23 protein-coding genes and 1 tRNA gene are annotated in these 20,593 nt (G+C 35.8%); 11 read left to right on the top strand and 13 right to left on the bottom strand.

Annotated elements, in window-relative coordinates; all coding sequences use genetic code 11:
* The first annotated feature begins 16 nt into the window (after nucleotides 1-16).
* Nucleotides 17-820 (top strand): NAD kinase, encoded by an 804-nt coding sequence (locus tag ACFOY7_RS09230; RefSeq protein WP_390251619.1) that lies wholly within the window; start codon nucleotides 17-19, stop codon nucleotides 818-820.
* A gap of 34 nt (nucleotides 821-854) precedes the next feature.
* Nucleotides 855-1,739: an RluA family pseudouridine synthase gene (locus ACFOY7_RS09235; protein ID WP_390251621.1), complete on the top strand. Its 885-nt coding sequence runs from the start codon at nucleotides 855-857 to the stop codon at nucleotides 1,737-1,739.
* Here the strand turns inward: ACFOY7_RS09235 and prpE are convergent.
* Both prpE and ACFOY7_RS09245 read right to left on the bottom strand, forming a co-directional pair.
* Nucleotides 1,736-2,491 carry a bis(5'-nucleosyl)-tetraphosphatase PrpE gene (gene prpE / locus ACFOY7_RS09240; RefSeq protein ID WP_390251623.1) on the bottom strand — a complete coding sequence of 252 codons (756 nt, stop codon included), beginning with the start codon at nucleotides 2,489-2,491 and terminating at the stop codon, nucleotides 1,736-1,738. The two genes, ACFOY7_RS09235 and prpE, sit on opposite strands and share 4 nt — an antisense overlap.
* 19 nt (nucleotides 2,492-2,510) lie before the next feature.
* On the bottom strand, nucleotides 2,511-3,701 hold the full coding sequence (locus ACFOY7_RS09245; protein WP_390251625.1) for an FtsW/RodA/SpoVE family cell cycle protein: 1,191 nt from the start codon (nucleotides 3,699-3,701) through the stop codon (nucleotides 2,511-2,513).
* A 253-nt stretch (nucleotides 3,702-3,954) separates the two neighbouring features.
* Between ACFOY7_RS09245 and mgtE the strand changes: the two genes are divergently transcribed.
* The 4 genes from mgtE to ACFOY7_RS09265 all read left to right on the top strand — a co-directional run bounded on the left by mgtE (nucleotide 3,955) and on the right by ACFOY7_RS09265 (nucleotide 8,556).
* Nucleotides 3,955-5,328 (top strand): magnesium transporter, encoded by a 1,374-nt coding sequence (mgtE, locus tag ACFOY7_RS09250; protein WP_390251627.1) that lies wholly within the window; start codon nucleotides 3,955-3,957, stop codon nucleotides 5,326-5,328.
* A 5-nt stretch (nucleotides 5,329-5,333) separates the two neighbouring features.
* Nucleotides 5,334-7,178, top strand: a complete 1,845-nt coding sequence (locus ACFOY7_RS09255) for a monovalent cation:proton antiporter family protein (protein ID WP_390251629.1) — start codon at nucleotides 5,334-5,336, stop codon at nucleotides 7,176-7,178.
* Nucleotides 7,179-7,298: 120 nt separating this feature from the next.
* Nucleotides 7,299-8,078, top strand: coding sequence for an enoyl-ACP reductase FabI (fabI, locus tag ACFOY7_RS09260; RefSeq protein WP_390251631.1), 780 nt, complete (start codon nucleotides 7,299-7,301; stop codon nucleotides 8,076-8,078).
* 85 nt (nucleotides 8,079-8,163) lie between these two features.
* Nucleotides 8,164-8,556 (top strand): thiol-disulfide oxidoreductase DCC family protein, encoded by a 393-nt coding sequence (locus ACFOY7_RS09265; RefSeq protein WP_390251633.1) that lies wholly within the window; start codon nucleotides 8,164-8,166, stop codon nucleotides 8,554-8,556.
* A gap of 41 nt (nucleotides 8,557-8,597) precedes the next feature.
* On the opposite strand, the gene ACFOY7_RS09270 is transcribed toward ACFOY7_RS09265, so the two are convergent.
* Both ACFOY7_RS09270 and ACFOY7_RS09275 read right to left on the bottom strand, forming a co-directional pair.
* Nucleotides 8,598-10,130 (bottom strand): glycine betaine uptake BCCT transporter, encoded by a 1,533-nt coding sequence (locus ACFOY7_RS09270; protein ID WP_390251635.1) that lies wholly within the window; start codon nucleotides 10,128-10,130, stop codon nucleotides 8,598-8,600.
* A gap of 178 nt (nucleotides 10,131-10,308) precedes the next feature.
* Entirely contained in the window at nucleotides 10,309-10,827 is a 519-nt protein-coding gene (locus tag ACFOY7_RS09275) for a CotY/CotZ family spore coat protein (protein WP_390251637.1), read from the bottom strand.
* Nucleotides 10,828-11,001: 174 nt separating this feature from the next.
* On the opposite strand from ACFOY7_RS09275, the gene ACFOY7_RS09280 reads away from it, so the two are divergent.
* The 3 genes from ACFOY7_RS09280 to ACFOY7_RS09290 all read left to right on the top strand — a co-directional run bounded on the left by ACFOY7_RS09280 (nucleotide 11,002) and on the right by ACFOY7_RS09290 (nucleotide 12,083).
* On the top strand, nucleotides 11,002-11,412 hold the full coding sequence (locus tag ACFOY7_RS09280; protein WP_390251639.1) for a CotO family spore coat protein: 411 nt from the start codon (nucleotides 11,002-11,004) through the stop codon (nucleotides 11,410-11,412).
* A 75-nt stretch (nucleotides 11,413-11,487) separates the two neighbouring features.
* A complete protein-coding gene (locus ACFOY7_RS09285) occupies nucleotides 11,488-11,724 on the top strand; it encodes a hypothetical protein (RefSeq protein ID WP_390251641.1) in 237 nt (78 codons plus the stop codon).
* Nucleotides 11,725-11,795: 71 nt separating this feature from the next.
* Complete coding sequence (locus tag ACFOY7_RS09290) at nucleotides 11,796-12,083, top strand: hypothetical protein (protein ID WP_390251643.1); 288 nt, start codon at nucleotides 11,796-11,798, stop codon at nucleotides 12,081-12,083.
* Nucleotides 12,084-12,113: 30 nt separating this feature from the next.
* On the opposite strand, the gene ACFOY7_RS09295 is transcribed toward ACFOY7_RS09290, so the two are convergent.
* The 3 genes from ACFOY7_RS09295 to ACFOY7_RS09305 all read right to left on the bottom strand — a co-directional run bounded on the left by ACFOY7_RS09295 (nucleotide 12,114) and on the right by ACFOY7_RS09305 (nucleotide 14,139).
* The gene (locus tag ACFOY7_RS09295; protein WP_390251645.1) at nucleotides 12,114-12,794 is read right to left on the bottom strand and encodes a DUF421 domain-containing protein; all 681 of its coding nucleotides are present in this window, start codon (nucleotides 12,792-12,794) and stop codon (nucleotides 12,114-12,116) included.
* A gap of 194 nt (nucleotides 12,795-12,988) precedes the next feature.
* The gene (locus ACFOY7_RS09300) at nucleotides 12,989-13,411 is read right to left on the bottom strand and encodes a GNAT family N-acetyltransferase (protein WP_390251647.1); all 423 of its coding nucleotides are present in this window, start codon (nucleotides 13,409-13,411) and stop codon (nucleotides 12,989-12,991) included.
* A gap of 5 nt (nucleotides 13,412-13,416) precedes the next feature.
* On the bottom strand, nucleotides 13,417-14,139 hold the full coding sequence (locus tag ACFOY7_RS09305; protein ID WP_390251649.1) for an alpha/beta hydrolase: 723 nt from the start codon (nucleotides 14,137-14,139) through the stop codon (nucleotides 13,417-13,419).
* A 117-nt stretch (nucleotides 14,140-14,256) separates the two neighbouring features.
* On the opposite strand from ACFOY7_RS09305, the gene ACFOY7_RS09310 reads away from it, so the two are divergent.
* The gene (locus ACFOY7_RS09310) at nucleotides 14,257-14,934 is read left to right on the top strand and encodes a DUF3298 and DUF4163 domain-containing protein (protein ID WP_390251651.1); all 678 of its coding nucleotides are present in this window, start codon (nucleotides 14,257-14,259) and stop codon (nucleotides 14,932-14,934) included.
* A gap of 28 nt (nucleotides 14,935-14,962) precedes the next feature.
* Here the strand turns inward: ACFOY7_RS09310 and ACFOY7_RS09315 are convergent, their stop codons facing one another.
* Nucleotides 14,963-15,553 carry a cell wall hydrolase gene (locus ACFOY7_RS09315; RefSeq protein WP_390251653.1) on the bottom strand — a complete coding sequence of 197 codons (591 nt, stop codon included), beginning with the start codon at nucleotides 15,551-15,553 and terminating at the stop codon, nucleotides 14,963-14,965.
* A gap of 267 nt (nucleotides 15,554-15,820) precedes the next feature.
* Between ACFOY7_RS09315 and ACFOY7_RS09320 the strand changes: the two genes are divergently transcribed.
* Nucleotides 15,821-15,893: transfer RNA gene (locus tag ACFOY7_RS09320), tRNA-Val, on the top strand.
* A gap of 115 nt (nucleotides 15,894-16,008) precedes the next feature.
* On the opposite strand, the gene ACFOY7_RS09325 is transcribed toward ACFOY7_RS09320, so the two are convergent.
* From ACFOY7_RS09325 to ACFOY7_RS09345, 5 genes are all read right to left on the bottom strand, one after another.
* Nucleotides 16,009-17,253 carry a site-specific integrase gene (locus tag ACFOY7_RS09325; RefSeq protein WP_390251655.1) on the bottom strand — a complete coding sequence of 415 codons (1,245 nt, stop codon included), beginning with the start codon at nucleotides 17,251-17,253 and terminating at the stop codon, nucleotides 16,009-16,011.
* A 57-nt stretch (nucleotides 17,254-17,310) separates the two neighbouring features.
* A complete protein-coding gene (locus ACFOY7_RS09330) occupies nucleotides 17,311-18,411 on the bottom strand; it encodes a thermonuclease family protein (RefSeq protein WP_390251657.1) in 1,101 nt (366 codons plus the stop codon).
* A 2-nt stretch (nucleotides 18,412-18,413) separates the two neighbouring features.
* Nucleotides 18,414-19,499: a DUF4236 domain-containing protein gene (locus ACFOY7_RS09335; protein ID WP_390251659.1), complete on the bottom strand. Its 1,086-nt coding sequence runs from the start codon at nucleotides 19,497-19,499 to the stop codon at nucleotides 18,414-18,416.
* Between the two features lie 79 nt (nucleotides 19,500-19,578).
* On the bottom strand, nucleotides 19,579-19,932 hold the full coding sequence (locus ACFOY7_RS09340; protein ID WP_390251661.1) for a hypothetical protein: 354 nt from the start codon (nucleotides 19,930-19,932) through the stop codon (nucleotides 19,579-19,581).
* The gene (locus ACFOY7_RS09345; RefSeq protein WP_390251663.1) at nucleotides 19,929-20,537 is read right to left on the bottom strand and encodes an ImmA/IrrE family metallo-endopeptidase; all 609 of its coding nucleotides are present in this window, start codon (nucleotides 20,535-20,537) and stop codon (nucleotides 19,929-19,931) included. Before ACFOY7_RS09345 ends, ACFOY7_RS09340 begins: the two co-directional genes overlap by 4 nt.
* Nucleotides 20,538-20,593: the final 56 nt, after the last annotated feature.

Genomic DNA, 20,593 nt, shown 5'->3' on the forward strand with positions numbered 1-20,593 from the left:
CATGGGGGTAATCGACGTGCGTTTTAGTATACTTTCAAAAGGTGATCAAAAGTCTGACGTTATTAAAGGGCGGATGCAGCAATATTTAGAAGATTTTTCGCTAGTATATGATGAGAAAGAACCGGATTTGGCTATTTCGGTTGGAGGTGACGGGACATTTCTTGAAGCATTTCACAGATATCAGCATCGTTTAGAGGATACCGCATTTATTGGTGTACATACAGGACATTTAGGATTTTATGCAGACTGGTTACCTGATGAAATAGAGAAGTTAATCATTGAAATTGCCAAGAATCCGTTTGAAATTGTGGAATATCCTTTACTTGATATTATCATCCATCCGGCTAGTAAAGGTGAAACAAAGCAATTCTTAGCTTTAAACGAAGCATCGGTAAAATCAGCAGATGGTACAGTTGTCATGGATGTGTTAATAAAAGGTGCTCATTTTGAACGGTTTAGAGGAGATGGATTATGTATTTCCACACCTTCTGGGAGTACTGCATATAATAAGGCTTTAGGTGGAGCCATTATCCATCCGGCACTCAATGCTTATCAATTAACAGAAATGGCTTCAATCAATAACCGTGTATTCCGTACAATTGGTTCACCATTAATTTTGCCAAAACATCACATTTGTGAATTGAAGCCACTCCACCATGAGAAAAGCTTCTTAATAACTGTGGATCATAATACGGATTCCTATTCGAATATTGATACAATCGAATGTCGTGTCTCTGAGAAAAAAATCCGATTTGCCAGATTTCGGGCATTTCCATTTTGGAAGAGGGTGCATGATTCTTTTATTTCGGATGAAAGATAGCAGGGAAGGTTAAAGATTAAAGGAGTATAAGCAAGTGAAATGGATAATAAGTAAACATCATGAAAATCTTTTGTTGCGGGAATATCTCATCGAAGTGAGAGGATTTTCCAAACGAACGCTAGCAACAGTGAAACATAAAGGCGGGAAAATTTTAGTAAACGATGTACCGAAAACTGTGCGGTATGTTTTAGCTGAAAGTGATATGGTAGAAGTTATTTTCCCTCCAGAAAAGAGAAGTGAATTTATGGTTCCAGAAAAGATCCCATTATCCATCATTTTTGAGGATGACGATGTGCTTGTCATTAATAAGCCCCCGAATATGGCCACAATCCCATCTTTGCACCATCCTCATAATACGTTGGCGAATGCGGTTCTTTTCCATTATGATCAACAGCGGTTGCCATACACTGTCCATGTTGTTACAAGATTAGATAGGGATACTTCTGGTTTGTTACTAATCGCGAAACATCGTCATAGTCATGCTATTATGTTTCGGGAACAGCAATCAGGTAACGTAAATCGGAAGTATCAGGCAGTTGTAGCCGGAAAACCTGAGCCTGCTGAAGGGAAGATTAGCAAGCCGATTGCCCGTGCCCCTAACTCTATTCTAAAAAGAATGGTGGATCCCAAAGGACAGGAGGCTATAACTAATTACCGTGTGCTGGAAAAGTGGGGGAGTTATTCTCTGGTAAAAATACAGTTAGAGACAGGCAGAACACATCAAATAAGAGTACATATGACAGATATAGGACATCCGTTAGCTGGAGATAGCTTATATGGTGGCAATCTCGAGTATATAAACAGGCAAGCATTGCATTGTACGGATTTAGCATTCTATCATCCAATGACGAAAGAAAGAATGAGCTTTTCCCTGCCTTTAGCTGCAGATATAGCTAAAATAAAAGAAGCAGTACATTAATTGTCTGCTTCTTCTTCATATTTCATAAACTTTTCTTCAATAAATGGCTGTTGTGATGGAACAGAGATAATTGTTTCTTCAGGTAATCGGAAAGCTGTTAGTCTGTTACCAAATACGCATCCTGTATCAATATTGACGGTTTTGTTTAAAAACCGTGGCGATATAACTGGGGTGTGACCATATACTATCCATTTATCCCCATTATAATCTTTTGCCCAATCCCTTCTGACAGGCCGGCCATCTGGGTGGGTTTCGCCAGTGATGTCTCCATATAATACAAAAGTTTTTACTTTATTTCCTTGTTTTCCTATATAATCTTCTTTTATTCCAGCATGGGCAATAACAGCATTTACTTCAGGTATTTCGTAATATAATGGCGCTTTTTCGTACAATTCCACCATCATTTGTTTAACAGTTTCCTGCTCATTTTCAGGCAATTGTACATATTCCGCTACTGTTGTTTCCAGCCCATGCTGCTGCTTTACGTTATTTCCAAGAAAATAACGATACAATTTATTGCAATGATTTCCTGGTACATAATAAGCACTTTTATTATTAATTACTAGTTGGTATACGAGCTTAATAACTTTAATTGATTCCGGACCTCTATCTGTTAAATCACCAACAAAAGCGATTTTTCTGTTATCAGGGTGATTTAGTTCATCGTTCTGCCATTTGTAGCCAAGTTCTTCTATCAGTGCCAGTAATTCATTGTAACATCCATGAATATCTCCAATTATATCTAATTTCACTTAATAATAACCTCACTTCTTACGATTCATCAAACATATAAGTTTTTAATCGGTAGTAAATATTCAACACAATCCCGATAGCTATCATATAAGTCAGAGTTGAACTACCGCCATAACTGATGAAAGGCAATGGCAATCCTGTAATAGGAAGCAATTGAATTGACATCCCGATATTTTGAAAGACTTGAAAGGCAAACATTCCGATAATCCCTGTAATTATATAACTTCCGAAAGGATCCTTACATTTTAGTGCAATATGGATCAAACGATAAATTAACAAGAAAAAGATGGTAATAACAATGCTTGATCCAATAAAGCCAAATTGCTCAGCAATGGATGTAAAGATAAAATCTGTATGATATTCAGGGATCTTGGAAATCATCTCAAAATCACCAATCCCTTTACCGGATAATTGACCTGATCCGATGGCAAGCATTGCGTTTATTAACTGATATGCAACCCCCTGGCTGTATTCATCAGGGTTTAACCATGCATCGAACCGGCCTGTAACATGGCTTAATCCTTTATCATTTAAAAAAGTGGACATTTGCTCGGGAAATGTAAGGTAGACGAAAAACGCTGTTCCACCAATTATTAGTATTCCCACAGTAATAGAAAAAATAATACGCCATTTAATTCCAGAAACTAAAATCATACAAACAGTAATGGATGATAATACTAACACTCCTCCAAGATCAGGTTGTTTTATTAGGAAGAAAATGGGCACTAATGATGTTATGCCAACTTTTACAAGTAACCATAAATCCATCTTCACTGTATGATCGGGATATTTCTCATTATGAACAACAATTATATGTGCTAGAAATATGATAAGAAAAACTTTCATAAATTCCGCAGGCTGCAAGGAGCCGAATCCGGGTATTTGAAACCAACCCCATGCGCCATTCACTTCATCTGCAATACCTGGCGGGAAATGGAAATATAACATAAGTAATGCAATCACACCAAGAGCATAAAAGATCCAGGAAACCTGCCGTAATCTGTCATAGTCAAAGAACATAATAACAAATATTGCAGCAGTACCGACAATATACCATTTAATTTGAGACATATAGTAAGTAGCATTTGGGTATTTTTCCAGGAGAAACGGGTGTAAAGTATATAAAGTAAAAATACTTATTACTGCAAGTGCAATGATAATTAATATAAGTGTATAATCGATTCTGGAGTTTGTATTTTCTTCTGACATGTATAAAGTACCTTCCTCTAAATAGCTTCTATCCTTAGTATAGTGTATTAACGAGGTTTTGAGAATTAAAAACACTAAATTTGCAAAAAATGGTTCGATATATTTAGCAAATTAGCTCCTAGATTGATGATAAAACCAAGTTTTCTTAAAAGAATGTAAAAATAGCGTAATTATTTTAATGATATGTTATTCTTTATATACTAAAATGAAAAAATATGTTGTAAAATGTTTTGTGAGTTAGGAGGCGTGTATGATGGAGCACTTAGAAACACATGAAAGAATGCAGATGTGGGAAAACATCCAGCGAGCCTTAATCAATGAGCAAATTGATCAATTTAGAGCAGACTTCTTAGAATTACATCCATATGACCAAGCAAAGATTTTCGAGGAACAAGAAGAAGATATACGCTTTCTTATATATACGTATTTATCCCCGGAAGAAATGGCTGAAGTAATGGAACATGTTGATCGGGATTTAGTCAGTGATTTTATTTCAGAAATGGTGCCAGCATTTGCTGCGAAAATATTTGAAGAAATGTCGACAGATGATGCGGTAGATATATTGAATGAATTAGAGAAAAATAAAGTCGCTAGTTTTTTAACGATAATGGATAAGAAAGCATCAGATGAAATCAAGCAGTTACTTCATTATGAAGAAAAGACTGCTGGTAGTATTATGACAACAGAGTTTGTTGTCATTCATCATGAAATGACCGTGAAAGAAGCAATGCGCCATTTAAGAAAAGAAGCGCCAGAAGCTGAGACGATTTATTACATATATGTAGTTGATACCTATAAAAAATTGGTTGGCGTTATTTCACTAAGAGATTTGATCATTGCCGAAGGTGATTGGATAATCTATGATGTGATGAGTGAGCGGGTAGTTTCCGTGCCAGTTGGGGAGGATCAGGAAGATATTGCCCAAATGATGCGAGATTATGATTTTCTAGCATTACCTGTTGTTGATTTTCAAAATCATCTTCTCGGAATCATAACAGTTGATGATATTATGGATGTTATGGAAGAGGAAGCAAGTGATGATTATTCTAAATTAGCTGGTATTTCTGATGTAGAACGATTTGGTGACACTGCCATTCAGGCTGCAAAGAAAAGACTGCCATGGTTAATTGCACTATTATTCTTAGGAATGTTTACCGCAAGTATTATTAGTAAATTTGAATCTGCATTAGATCAAGTGGCATTACTTGCAGCATTTATTCCAGTTATTGCGGGTATGGCAGGAAATACGGGAACCCAAGCGTTAGCTGTAGCTGTTCGAAGTATTTCTACAGGGGATATGGATAAAATTGGAAAGTTATCAGTTATTTGGCAAGAGGCGAAGACTGGTGTAATCACAGGGACAACATGCGGTGTTCTTATAACTTTTATTGTTGCATTTTGGTATGGTGAACTTTACTTAGGAATCCTTGTCGGCATATCCATTATGGCGACACTTATTGTTGCAACGATAGCTGGAGCGTTTGTACCACTTGTCATGCACCGCTTTAAGATCGATCCGGCTGTCGCTTCAGGACCATTTATAACAACATTAAATGATATTATTTCTATGTTAATATATTTTGGTTTAGCAACTGCTTTTATGAATCTATTAATTGGGGGAGGATGAAATAAATGGAACACGGAGAATCAATTACTTCATTGGTAATTGTTGTCATTGCAGCATTTTTAACACCAATATTATTACACCGGTTTAGACTGAAGATGATACCGGTAGTTGTTGCAGAAATTATTATCGGTTTGATTATTGGAGAAACTGGGTTTAAATTAGTGGAAGAAAGCAGTTGGTTAGAGACTTTATCAACTCTTGGATTTATATTTCTCATGTTTTTAAGTGGCTTAGAGATAGACTTTTCCCTATTTTCGAGGAAAAAAAGAGGTAAGCAAACGGAAAATAAAATGCCTAATCCTGTAAAACTTGCTACTTTAATATTTGTAGCCATACTTATTTTATCATTCGGATTATCGTATTTATTTGTCCTTCTAGGTTTTATCGATAATGTATTCTTAATGACTTTAATTATTTCCACCATTTCGCTTGGTGTAGTTGTACCTACATTAAAAGAAGCTCAGGCAATGCAGACGACAATTGGACAAACTATCCTGCTTATTGCAGTTATTGCTGATTTAGCAACAATGATTTTACTAGCTGTCTTTGTATCGTTCTATGGCGACAGCTCTGGTAATATGTGGCTTCTGCTTATTTTGTTTGGTGTTGGTGTGCTGTTGTATTTTGTTGGCAAATACTTCAGGAACCAGTCATTTCTTGAAGCAATGTCAAAAGGGACCATCCAAATCGGAACAAGAGCTGTCTTTACCTTAATTATTTTTCTTGTTGCATTATCGGAAACGGTTGGTGCAGAGAACATCCTTGGAGCTTTCCTTGCAGGGGCGTTAGTATCTCTTCTGGCACCAAATCAGGATTTAGTTCAAAAATTAGACAGTTTTGGCTATGGATTTCTGATCCCGATTTTCTTTGTTATGGTCGGGGTGGAACTTGATCTCTGGGCACTTTTTGAAGAACCTAAGGTATTAATATTAATACCATTACTATTTCTTGCATTACTTGTTTCTAAAGTGATTCCTGTAGCGATATTAAAGAAATGGTATGATACAAAAACAGTAGTTGCTGCAAGTATGCTTCTGACATCAACTCTCTCATTAGTAATTGCGGCAGCCACAATTGGGGAGAGACTGGGAGTTATAACAAGTGAAATGAATGGTGCACTAGTATTGGTTGCAGTACTTTCATGTATTATTACTCCTCCTTTCTTTAAGAAGTACTTTGTTAATCAGGAAGAAGTTGAGCATAGTGATTCCATTGCATTTATTGGTATCAATCAAGCGACTATTCCTGTTGTAAGGGAATTAAATCCGGATGAATTCGAAGTCCACCTGTTCCATACAAGACAGGACAAGATAGAAGATAAACATACGAGATCCATCTTTGACATCAATCAATTGGATAATTATGATATAGCGACACTGAAAAATGCTGGTGTATTCGATCATGATATTGTAGTTGTATCAACAGGTGAAGAAGAGAAAAATGAAGAGATCGCTACCTATGCAAAAAATAATGACGTAGGTCGGGTAATTGCCAGAATTGAAACACCTGTGATTGAGAAACGTCTTCAGGAAATTGGTGTAGATGTATTTTCCGTTCTTCTATCATCTAAAACCTTACTAAAAGCACTTATTGAAGCACCAAATGTTGTAAACATTTTTACACAACAAGAATCAGCACTATATGAGATTCTTATGAATAACACACAGTATGAAGGAATATTATTACGGGAATTCCCGTTTACCGGGGATGTAATAATGGTACGGATTTTCCGTGGCAAAGATTCGATCGTGCCGCATGGAGATACGGAACTGCGAGTTGGCGATCGGCTAATTGTTACAGGTTCACAAGAATATGTTGGGGATCTTCAGCGATTGTTAGAGTACGTTTGATAGAAAAATTCTTTAAGTCGGTGTTATCTTGTTGAAAAATATTGTTATAAATCTCTAAATTAGATAAAATAGCAGCAGGTACTAATAACAAGTTATATATTTTATCTAGGAGGGTAAGGGATGAATTTTTCTTTGGAAGGCCGCACATATGTCGTAATGGGTGTAGCAAACAAGCGAAGCATTGCATGGGGAATTGCTCGTTCATTACATGAGGCTGGTGCTCGATTAATTTTCACTTATGCCAATGATCGATTTGAACAACCTGTGAAAGACTTAGCAGAGACATTAGAAGGACAGAATGCTCTCTTTTACGAGTGTGATGTAACAAATGACCAAGAAGTAAGTAATACTTTTGCTAAAATAAAACAAGATGTCGGAACGATTCACGGGTTAGCACACTGTATCGCTTTTGCTAATAAAGAAGACTTACAAGGAGAATTTGTTGACACAAGCCGTGATGGTTTCTTATTAGCACATAATATTAGTTCCTATTCGTTAGTTGTAACAGCAAAAGCTGCTGCACCGCTCATGACGGAAGGTGGCGGTATTGTTACATTAACATATTTAGGCGGCGAACGTGTTGTAAAGAACTATAATGTAATGGGTGTTGCGAAGGCAAGTTTAGATGCCAGTATGAAATATTTAGCGAATGACTTAGGCAAACACGGGGTACGTGTCAATGCCATTTCAGCTGGCCCAATTCGTACACTTTCAGCCAAAGGCATTGGTGATTTTAATTCTGTACTGAAGAAAATTGAGGAAGAAGCACCATTACGCCGGACAATTACACAAGAAGAAGTAGGAGATTCTGCATACTACTTATTAAGTGATTTGTCACGTGGCGTTACTGGTGAAATCATCCATGTTGATGCAGGGTATAACATATTAGGTTTATCATAACTATTAACAAAACAGTCGTTCATTGGAGCGGCTGTTTTGTTAATCCACTTAATTTGAGATACACTGTACAAAAGGTGGTGTTGGAATGAAGAGAATTATTTTGTTTGATGGTGTCTGCAATTTGTGTAATTCTTCTGTCCAATTTATTATGAAGCATGATCCCAATATATACTTTCAGTTTGCATCATTACAAAGTGAAATTGGGCAGCAATTAATGGCGGAGTATAGGATACCGTCAACGGTGGAGAGTGTTGTGTTGATTGAGGGAGATAGATATTATCTGGAATCAACTGCAGCCCTTAAAATTGCAAAAAAGTTAGATCATATATACCCAATGTTATTTGGATTTATAATTATACCAAAACCGATTAGAAATTTTGTATACAGATATATTGCGAGAAATCGTTATCGCTGGTTCGGAAAAAAAGACAATTGTATGTTGCCTAAACCTGAAGACCGAAAACGATTTTTAGAATAAAACCTCTTATTGTCACATAACAATAAGAGGTTTCATGATTTTTATTCTCTTTTCTTTCTCTTTAATGAATACACCTTTGCTTCTTCCCTAAATGCCTTAAAAATGGATATTACCATCATTATCATGATAATCGCAAAAGGAAATGCCGCAATAATAGAAGCCGTTTGTAAAGCACTTAGGCCACCTTGCCATAGCAGCACAGCTGCCGTTCCTGATTGAACGAGACCCCATACAACCTTGACTTTCATCGCTGGATTTAAATCCCCATTTGTTGTTTGCATACCAAGTACAAAGGTAGCAGAGTCAGCCGATGTAATAAAGAATGAACTGATTAATAAAATAGCAAGGGCTGCCATAATTCCTGATAATGGGAAATTATCTAATACGGAAAACAAAGCCGCTTCCGTACCTGACTCTTTAATGATTCCTGCAATGTCTACAGCTTGATTCACTTCTAAGTGGATAGCTGATCCACCGAAGACACTAAACCATAGCGCGCCAAACAGCGTTGGAACCAGTAATACTCCTGTTACAAATTCTCGAACAGTTCGTCCTTTGGATACACGTGCAATAAACATCCCTACAAATGGTGCCCATGCGATCCACCATGCCCAGTAAAATATAGTCCAGCTCTGTAACCAACTGGCATTCTCCTCATTAAAAGGTGCCATTCGGAAACTCATCTCAGGTAAATAGGAAACATATCTTCCTAATGTTGTTGTAAAAAAGTTCATAATAAAGTTGGTAGGTCCAGTAAATAGCAAAAAGAGCATTAATAAGATAGCAATTACTACATTGGAAGTACTTAGAATTTTGATCCCTTTATTTAGACCAGTAAGGGCCGAAGTCATGTAAAGCACGGTCACTATGGCGATAATAATCATTTGAATTCCAATAGTGTTGGGAATATTGCCTGTGATAAACTCTAATCCACTTCCAATTTGCTGCGCCCCAAGACCGAGCGATGTTGCTACACCAAAAACAGTTGCAAAAACTGCAATCACATTAATGAATGTTCCCAATCCGCCATTCATTTTATCACCGAAAAGCGGTTTAAGCGTACTGCTGATAAGTCCTGGCTCCTCTTTCCGGAATTGAAAGTAGGCAAGTGCTAGTGCAATTGTTGCGAAAACTGCCCAAGGATGGAATCCCCAATGAAAAAAACTATACTGCATCGCGACTCTAGCCGCTTCAGCTTCAGTTGCAGTATCATATGGTGAAGTATGAAAATGGTGGATCGGTTCTGCTGCTCCCCAGAATACAAGGCCAATCCCCATTCCAGCACTAAACAACATACCAAACCATGTTAAATAATTATATTCCGGCTTGTCACCATCTTTACCTAGTACAATATTTCCATACTTTGAAACAATCAAAAAGATCGCGAAAATTAAAAAGGCTGTTGTCACTAATAAATAGAACCAACCAAACCTAGTTACTAAGAATCCTTGTATTAATGTAGTTACATGATCTAAGTTCCAATTGGGCGACACCTCAGGTGGAACTAATCCCCAAATAATAAATAAAACCGAAATAGCTAAAGAAATGTAAAAAACTTTTGTTACTTTTTGCATTTTATCTCCCTTTCCCTTATAAGTTACTTATTCTTATTCTTATTAATACCCTATATAATGATGTTCATTCATGTATTGAAACAACGAGTCGAATTTTATCAAAAGAAAGGGGCTAATTGCAATGATTTAGCATAAAAAAAACTCTTCCATCAATTGATGAAAGAGTTTAGTGAGTCATTTAAAAAACGGAGATTGCTGGAAGACAAGTAATTGCACAGAAGCAAGACAAATCAACCGTAATACAAATTCCAGTGCGCTCTAAGTCCCTTATATTTTCATTATCTAATTGATCACACGGTTCGTCACATGCATTATTATCATTATCATTATCAAATGCTAGTAATTCTAATACTGCACAGCAATCATCACTTACTTCGTTCACACGGAAGATAAAGCTTTCGATACATTCGAACACTAAATTATTATTATTGTTATTGTTATTGTTCCCAATAACAGCACCTGAAGCTTTGAAAGGTTTTAAATTTTTACCGTATAAAATGAATGGTACTGTATCTAATCCGTTTGCTGTTACAGGTGATACTAAGCTGCGGATTGATTGTGCACAGCTAATATCACAGTGTTGATCAACTACATCGTCTTGGGCATCAGCAATTGCGCGTACTACATCACATACACAGTCGCGGCTTGAGATTGATCCTAATTCGTCACAGTTTTCTTCATGGTGTTGTTTAGTCATAATAAATAACACTCCTTCAATTAAGTTTTTGCTAACAATATAGCCTATGAGACTAACATAATTATGTATAGACGAATGACACGATTACGAGAAGAAAAATATTAATAAATATGCACAATATTAGGCTGATATCATAAGATAAATCAAGATTATGTGTAACAGGAGGAATGGGATATGAGTTCCGCAAGAAGAAACAATCAATCTCCGAAGCTATATTTGCACCAACCGTCATTTACTGAACCATCCAGTCAAATGCAAACAGTATATCAGTCAAATAAACGGAAAAAAAGAAAGAAAATAAATAAAGAGATGAAAGAAGCTGAAGAAAAAAAAGTAGTGAATGAGGATACAGTAAATAAGAAAAAATTCAAAGATATGTCCATTGAAGAAAAGGTAGAACACTTTGCAGCAATGCCAAAGCATTTGCCACGCGTACGCTGTGAAATAATTACGGATAGAAAAAAATATTATGGTTTTATTCATGATTACCAGAATGAAATGGTATCTATTAAAACACCGAGCAGAGTGGAAGAGGTAGCCGTACCAATTCAGCAAATAAAAGCAATTAATATTGCAGGTTTTTAAGCTATTATGTAACAACCTGTTGGGAGAATTGCATAGGATATAGCGGAAAAGATTTCATATAAGGAGGAATTAAACATGTCAGATAAAAAGAAAGTGATCTATGTAAAAGACCTTGTAATTAAAGCAGATAATGTCCGTATTGAACCATCTCGTCGTCATGATCCATTTTTCGGACCAAGACAACAAACGCTTGGTGAAGCGGAAGAAAGAGAACACCGTGAAGAGGATATAGAAGATATTGCAGACAATAATGAGGAACATAAAGACAAAGACCGTGATGATGACAGAAGACCACCTTTTTCATGGCTATAACAGTCAAAAATAGTTTTACGAGGCGAATATATGGGTATAGTTAATAAAAGGAGAATAGGGGAGGTTTTAGGATGGGGTACATTATGCCAGTTGACAATTATCAATATCAACAATATCATAACCGTGTAACCAAAGAAGAACGTGACCCGTTTCCAATCGAAAAGCTATATCCAGTACAATTTAACATGCAGTACGATAGAGAAAAGCTAAAAGAAAAAGCTGAAGATACGACTAATAATTCAGAAGCAGAAACACGAATGAGGAAAGCGGCGCATTACCTGACCAGAAAGAGCACAATAAATGATAAGGTTTATGCCGAAGTAACAGGAAAAGGCCAACAGTTCGCCGCGCAAGCATAACAAGATAGCTCGAAACAGAGCTGTCTTCTTTTATTTTTGCTGTTCCTGAATAAATAATCCGCTATTCTTTTTATATTCTGCATAAAAAACTTCTTTTACTACATGAACTCCTTGCTTTCGCAACTCTTCTTTTAACCATTCTTCCCCATAACCAATTTCTTCTAGATTATCATAGATAATCTCTCCATCATTTATAAGCATATATGGCATTATAACCTCTGTATCTGGAAGTTTGATATCTTCTTTTTTTGGGGTTTGATAGCTGGATTTTTTTAGCACAGAAACAGAACCATCAGTTTCCAGAACAGCATAATCAACTTCCTGGACAGAAAAAGTGTCCTTAGCCCTTAACAAATGAAGAAGCTGATTCATATCCAGTCTTGCTTTTTTCATTTCTTCCCTTTGCAATTTTCCCTTACGGATCACCATAGAAGGTCTTCCTTCTATTATATATCGCGACCGTTTAACTTTTTGAGTAACCAATTCTGTTATATATATTAATGCGCCCCATAACAAAACCGCGAAGGCGATTTTTGGTATACCAACTTCTTTATCATATAATGCATTCCCAACTAATTCACCTAAGATTAGTGCTGAAATAAAATCAAAGGCAGTTAATTGTTTGATTTGTGTTTTTCCTAGAACTTTTGCCAAAATAAACAATGCAAAAAAGCCAAACACTGTTTCGATAAAAATTGAACCAAAACCCATACAATATTCCCCACCTTTGTTTAAGCTCATTACATTTTTACCAAAGTAATTCATGATTATACATTGTATAATGTGAAATGAGCCAAACTAGTGAATCAAATTTATCTGAAGGTGGTTTGATACAGATGCCGAATGATTTGCATTCAAGATCAATGTATCAAAAAAAGCCGGATTACTTTTAATCCGGCCTCACTTTAAAGAACCTTTGTCATAGTAACATGTGGAATGCCTGCATCCATAAACTCACTTGAGATGGTTTCATATCCGAGCTTTCTGTAAAATGCCTCTGCCTGGGTTTGTGCATTAAGTTTCGATTTTTTCATCCCTTTTTCTTGTGCAATCTGCTCCATAAATAATAGCAGCTCTTTTCCATACCCCTTGCCTCTGCTTGGTTTTACAATACAAATGCGTTCCATTTTTCCATACCCGTCCACTAAACGGATTCTGCTTGCAGCAACAGGCGTTTTTCCTTCGTATCCAACAAAATGAATCGCTTCTTTTTCTAAATCATCAATTTCTAATTCTTCCGGGACACTTTGTTCATGAATAAATACTTCATATCTTACTGAATAGGCATCCTGTAATTGTTGTTCATTTTCTACTATTTTAATTTCCATATTCATTACTCCTCACTAAACATCTGCTTCAATATTCCCTCAATATGTTGCTGCCAATACGTCCAAGTATGGTCACCTTCGAACTCCACATAATGATATGCCAGTAAATTACCATCAAGCTGACCATGTAACTCACGATTCGGTAATAAAAAATCAGATACCTTGCCATCTGTTGTTTTGACACTTTTCTCCTCCAAACCAATCGAGTGATACACTTCTAATCCTTTCAGGTTAGAGGTATTCTTTGCACGCTCCATTACGGTTTCATTAACAAATGGTGACTGCATAATTACTTTTCCGATTGTACTCGGATACATACTTGCAATCATAAAAGCTAATGTCCCGGCAAGAGAATCACCCATTAAAGAACGTTCAACAGGTGTGATATGTAATGCATCCTCCACTATTGGCAGTACTTCGCGGATAAAAAAAGTGATATATGCTTCTTGTTTTTCCCCATCTGGATGGTATTTCTTCATCCGGTCATATTTGTCATTATAATGTATTCCAACAAATATAGTCGGCTCAATCTCCATTTCAGTATGTAATTTATCACTTAACGTCGCGATTCTTCCCATTCTGAAATAATCATCACCATCATGCATATAACAGATTCGATAATCATTCATCGGAGTAAACCCTTCAGGCAGATACCATTTCACTGTTATCTCTTCATCTAAATAATTACTGTCAATAACTAGATCACCCATTTTTCCCTTACGGCCCATGAAATAAACCTCCTAGAAACAATACTCTTGCACCTATATTAACATTTTCTCCAACGATCATGCATGAAAATATACCGCAAGCACATCATAATAATTAAAAAGGAGGATGTGAACCCAATGTCTTGGAAAAAAGTGTGTGTAATAATTGGAACAGTGCTTGTAGTCCTTACCGTTAGTGCTTCTGATTTTGGAGTTGCAGCAGAAGCTGCCAAACAGACAGCAACAGTTACCGAGCATTTATATAAGGATAAAGAAAATTTAAAGTATCCGCAAGTAAGTAATGTTGATAATGAGAAAATGGAAGAAAAAATCAATCGGGATTTTGATAAATATATAAAAGAAGCATATAAAGCTTATAAGGAAAACCTAAAGCAGGCAGAGAAATACGGTTTTGAAGGGGAATATCTTACAACATACGAAGTGAAATATAACAAGAACCCGCGTTTAAGTATTATAACTAGCGATTATATGTTCAGTGGAGGAGCTCATGGCAATACTGTTGTACAGTCATTTAATTACGATATTGAAGCAGGAAAGCGAGTTTACTTAACGGACATCTTAACAACAGAAGAACAATTGAAGAAGGTTCAGAATTATGTATGGGAATATGCCATTGAACGACCAGATATTTTCTATCCTGATTTAAAAAAAGAAGACATTCAATTAACAAAGGATACAGCCTTCTATTTTACAGATGAGGGGATTGTGTTAGTATTCCAGCAGTATGAAATTGCACCATATGTTTCAGGAAATCAAGAGATTGCAATACCGAAAGAAGTGTATGAGAAAGCCTGATCGAGTGATCAGGCTTTTTTCTAATTATTTATTTTGCAAAGACATGATTTCCAATTTTAATCGTTATTTGGCGGCTGGAAATCCATTTATTCACAGCTGTTTCTGGATTATAGAAGAAAATGGAACCTTGACCTTGTCCACGAAATGCGATAGCTTCATTAACTGCGCTTATTGACTCCGCATCAGCAGGCTGATTAATGGCACCATCCTTCACTGGACTAAATGCATAAAATAAGCCATTGTTATATGTTTCATATATAACTCCAGCAACAGAATCAGGAAAATCCTTATGATCCACACGGTTAAGGATAACAGTAGCCACTGCAACTTTCCCTGCATATGGTTCACCTTTAGCTTCTGCATGGACAAGCTTTGCCATTAGCTGTTTATCAGAAGCTGAGATAGCTTCAGGAATAAGTAAATTTTCACCAGGGTAAATGATCGAGTTGGATCGGTTATTAGCGTTTTGGAGACTCAAAACTGATACACTGTTTTGCTGAGCAATTTTCCACATGGAATCCCCGCTTTTTACCGTATAAGCATTGGAAATGGCAGGCATTAGTAAAAAGGCAATTGTTGTGATTATAGTAAGAACGGATATGCGAAGTATCTTGGACATATTGTTGTTACCTCCTGTGTTTTTTTATTATCTAAAATTAAGACTAGCATTTGTAACATAATCTTTCAGTAGGTTGATTTTTCCAATCGGGAGAATACTAGATGGAGTGGGGGGAGTAATTATTTCCAATAGATTATGGCGGGTAAATATATGGATGTTGAAGGATAAATTTCTTCTAATATGACAACTGAAATGTTATTGTCATATTAGAGATTGACAGATATTGAATTTTTATCTATATTTATAGGAACAATCAAATAATTTTGCGATTCTGTAGCTCAGCTGGGAGAGCGCCACCTTGACAGGGTGGAGGTCGCTGGTTCGAGACCAGTCGGAATCATTAGCTTCAACCCTTTATACATAGCGATTCTTGATTTATTTCGAGAATCGCTATTTTCTTATAAATAGAAGTAATGCCGACATTTAGCCGACCAATTCTTCATACATAATCAATTTTAACCGTTTTTGTTCTTTCTATTTAGGGCATCATCTAATTTTTGAGAAGCAATTTCGTCGGCCTGTCTAAGAGCATGAGCATAGATATTCATAGTCGTTTTTATATTAGCATGTCCTAATCGTTCTGCAATAATTTTAGCATGTACGCCTTCATTGATTAATAAAGTTGCCGACGTGTGCCTTAGTGCGTGAATTTTTATATATTTTAGACCATGCCGTTTAATAAACCGTTCCCACCAATTCTTTAATGATTCCGGATTAAATGGTTTACCGTTCATGTCAGCAAGTATAAAATTATGTTTTCCATCTCTCCATAATTCTTGTGCGGCAAGTCTCTCTTTTTTGCGATGCAATTCTAGTTTCTTAACTTCGGCCAATAACGCTTCAGATATAACTACATCACGTTGCTTAGCCGACTGACTACCTTTCTTTATGTCGTATATCTGGTATCCATCCACCTTAGTATAAGTTAAAGCTTGTCTAATATGGACCAATTTCTTTTCGTGATCGAAATGTTTAAACTCTAACCCGAATAATTCTGATCGTCTCATACCAGTGGTTATAGCCAACTTCACAATTATCTGCCAATGAGGTACTTTTATTTCTTTTTCTAAACATTCTAATAAGTGGATCACTTCATTGATCTCATAAACTTCTAATTGTTTATGTTCTACCTTCGGTTTTTTGACTTGCTTTACTGGATTATCCTTAATTAATTGCATTTCTTGAGCGAAGTTAAATACATTATTTAAAATTCGATAATGATAAAAGATAGTGCTGCTCGATAATTTTTTCTTTTTATTTTCCTCTTGTCTTTTTTCATCCTTATATTTATCTCGTCTCATGCCTTCATCTTCCAAATTGTGAATGAAATCAATAATGTGTTTTGGTTTAATTTGATCCATGCGCAAAAATTGAAAGGCAGGCAGAATACGTGTTTCTAAATACAATACATAATTTTCTAGTGTGGTGCTGGCTAATCTCTTCCGACCACACTTGGGCAACCATTCATTATTGATAAAATCCACAAAATTCATTTTCTCCGGCTCATAATATTCGTTATCTGTTACTTCGGCAACAAACTTAGTTAAAGCTTTTTGTGCTTCTCTTATCCCTTTTGCTTGTATAGTACGATACTTCTTATGCCGTTTCTTCTTCTCCGTCTTCGGATCCACATATGATCCCAAATCAACTTCCAGTTGCCACTTGCCATTGCCTCTATCTCTCATATGTCCTTTCGCCATATTGAAACCTCCCTATGAAAAAAGCGCACTCAAGGGTACGCTTTTAATCATTTAATTTTAAGGTAAACTTTCACATGCTAACCCATCATTATCGTTTCCGTCTAATCTATGTGGATCTGATGCGCCCGATGCTTCCATAAATGCTTGAGCTTCAGATTGAGTGCTAAAATCACCACAATCACGATCCGGTCCGGCTGGGTCATACTTTAAGTTGCTACTAGGGGTTGTTACTTCTGGTTCTGGTTGAGGTTCTGGCTCTGGTACCGGCTCTGGTTCTGGAGCAGGTTCAGGTTCTGGTTCTTCATATTGGAATCCATTTTCTTGATCGACAGTCGCATATCCTGGAATGGACCAAACCCCAATGCCAGCATCAATTGCTGTCTGTTGTGCTGCATGGAATTCTTCTAACATGGTTAAATCGTTATATAAATATGCAGTTGCTGCTAAACCTTCTTCTAATAGCATTTCTTGTAAAGTTGTATCTCCAATATATACATAAGCTAATAAGCGGTCATATTTATCTCTTTCTTCGATACCAAGTTTAAGTTGAACTTCTTTCCCTTGAACAGTATCTTTAACAAATTGCGATGCTTCAGGCCCAAATGGTTCAACTGGTTTATTTGGATGAACGGTTTCAGGTGTATCTACTAATAATAAACGTACGTCTTCCGTAGTACCGTTGTAATTGACTTCAAGCGTATCACCATCTACCACTCTAGTTACAGTTGTAGTTATTAATTCCTCGTTATCACTTTCAGAAGTACTTTTATTTTCGCTATGTGTATCTAGTGTTTCTTCAGAATTTTCGGCTGTATCATTTTTAGCAGCATTCTCTGTGTCTTCATTTGTTGCTTCAATCGCACTTTCTTCATTATCTTCTTTTGGTGCAACGCTATTATTGTCTTCTGACGATTCAGAGGCCACGTCATCTGTAATGGCTCCCTGTAAGGAAAAGCCCCCGATTATAATAAATACACCTAATAATATAATGATGGCTGGTTTCTTAGATTGAGCAGAAATTTCTTTATTAATTTTCCTTTCTTTATTCCCCCATACCGCAATTCCAATTCCGATAATTAAAGCAAGAGCGGCGACAGGAAAACTTACTATCAATGATATAATAATAATAATAAATAATATAGTTAAGAAAACTTGCAATGTTAAACCTCCTCAATAAATTTAAAGCCTTTAGTTTTTAAAAACTTCATATTATGCTCAAATAGTTCTATCGTGTCTGAACAATCAATGTTATTAAATTCCATATTCTTTATTTGGTTTCGATAGATATTTGCTGATAAAATGCATCCGAAATCTGTATTATCGTCTGCTGTTGCTTCATCATACACATTAATTTTCACTTGATCCACGGGAGTTATGGCGAAGAATTCTCTTGCAATCCTCAATACACAACTACACACATAGTCTTGATATAACTGAAAATACTTACCTTTCGGCATTGCTCTTCTGGATAGTTTACCTGTTTTAGTTAACGATAAATTTTGTTCAGGGATTGCATTTTTATTTTCTACATTTAATCTTACGGATACTCTATCTCCGTTGGGATCAAATTCATAGGTGATCGTGCTTCCTAAATCAATGATATCTTCAAATGGATATATCTGTTCTATAGCGTCTTCCATCGCTGTGAAGTTTTTTAATATCATTCTATCTGCTATATCACGAGTGTCTTCCCATTTTTTAATCAAGGCAATATCGTTTTGTTCAGCATTAGGTATTTGACTTTCCCAATGCTTGATCTTTGCTTCCTTACGATTGAAAAGTTTATCTCTCCAACTAGGTTTATAGTTCGATAAGGTATCCTTTATTTCCATAACATTAGGGCCATCCTCATTTTCCGAAAATGGTCTCGGCAACTCTGCTACTTCTTCCCAATTTATCGTATCACTAACTTCTTCATGGACCGAGGTTAGCATCTCAATATGTGATTCGAACTTATCAACTTCATATTTATCTTGTTGCAATTGATTAGCTTTTGCAATTTCACGCTCTTGTTGTTGCTTAATGCGTTCATAATTTGTTCTCTGTGGACGTTTGTTTCTAGATCCCACAATCCTTTTATTATAGGAAATACCTGTGCCAGGAATTGAAGTTCCAACCGATACGCCTCGTGAACTAAAATTAACTCTGCCTCCTTTTCCGCCAATAGAGGTACTAACACCTCTCTTACCAATATTCATTCTTACTCCTGGAGCTACTTTAAAACTTTTCCTGAATTTTAATCCCAATTTTCCCTCACCCCTTAATAATATAAGAAAATTTAATCATGAATATATATTTAATTTTACCATTAAAGACACCATCAATCTATGAAAACTTTGCTACTTTTTTCCTATTTATATAAATTATTTCCTTCAAATCAACAGTTCTGATAACTAGTTTTCTAATATCCTTTCTCATCATTCCAATCTGGTTTATTCTTTGTTCGATTCCATATAATTTAATCCCAATCTTATCCGGGTATTTTTCATTTATGACTAAATCACTAAGCAATACGGTTGTACTTAGTTCGTTGCTTAGGAAATTAGTTATAACTTCAGTATTAAAATGATTGATAGATATATATATAACACTGCTTGTCCAGTTAAAATTGTCCACAACTAACCAAATAGGAGATTTTTGATTATCTACATAATCGTAATATAATGTGATATTATTCATGATTGCACCCTTTCTATTTGGCTATATAGTTGTGTCATAATTGTCTTCGTTTCTTTTGACCAATTACTTGGATCGTTACTTTTTTGATAGTTATTTTGTTGTCTGATAAATTCATTGTCTATGTTTGTTTGAAGAATTCTTCGATTGATTTGCTCCACTCGTTTTTTAGCAAGTAGTTCAGTAACATTAAAAGTAGATGATAGAAGACGAGTCATTCTTAATTTATCTTGCGGTAACTCTAATTGTTCTATCATATAGAAAGGCATAGCTGCATAAAGTACGAATTGATTTGCTTGATTCTCTTGAAGATAACGAAAACTACTAACAGATTCCACTTGATCTCCATGATGTCTTAAAGGATGACATAATTCATGAAAAAATAATTCTCGCATTTCAATCTTTGGTTTTTCTGGATTTAAGAAGATCATTACATTTTTTTCATTCCATAAGACATTTTCTTTGGCACCAGGCATGTATTGAATACTTATATTCAATTTTTTTGATATGTTATCTATTGTTAAATCGCCTGGTGTTAAAAGATTATTGGCTAAATAGAACTGTTCTAACCAAATTTCCAAATCTGTTTTTTTGTAACCAATAAACATATTAGACTCCCCTTTTTTAGAATGTATGTTCGTATTAAATTTATAAAAAAGAGCCA

Origin of the sequence: Gracilibacillus xinjiangensis (assembly GCF_042651765.1) — a bacterium.
GTDB classification, from domain to species: Bacteria; Bacillota; Bacilli; order Bacillales; family Amphibacillaceae; genus Gracilibacillus; species Gracilibacillus xinjiangensis.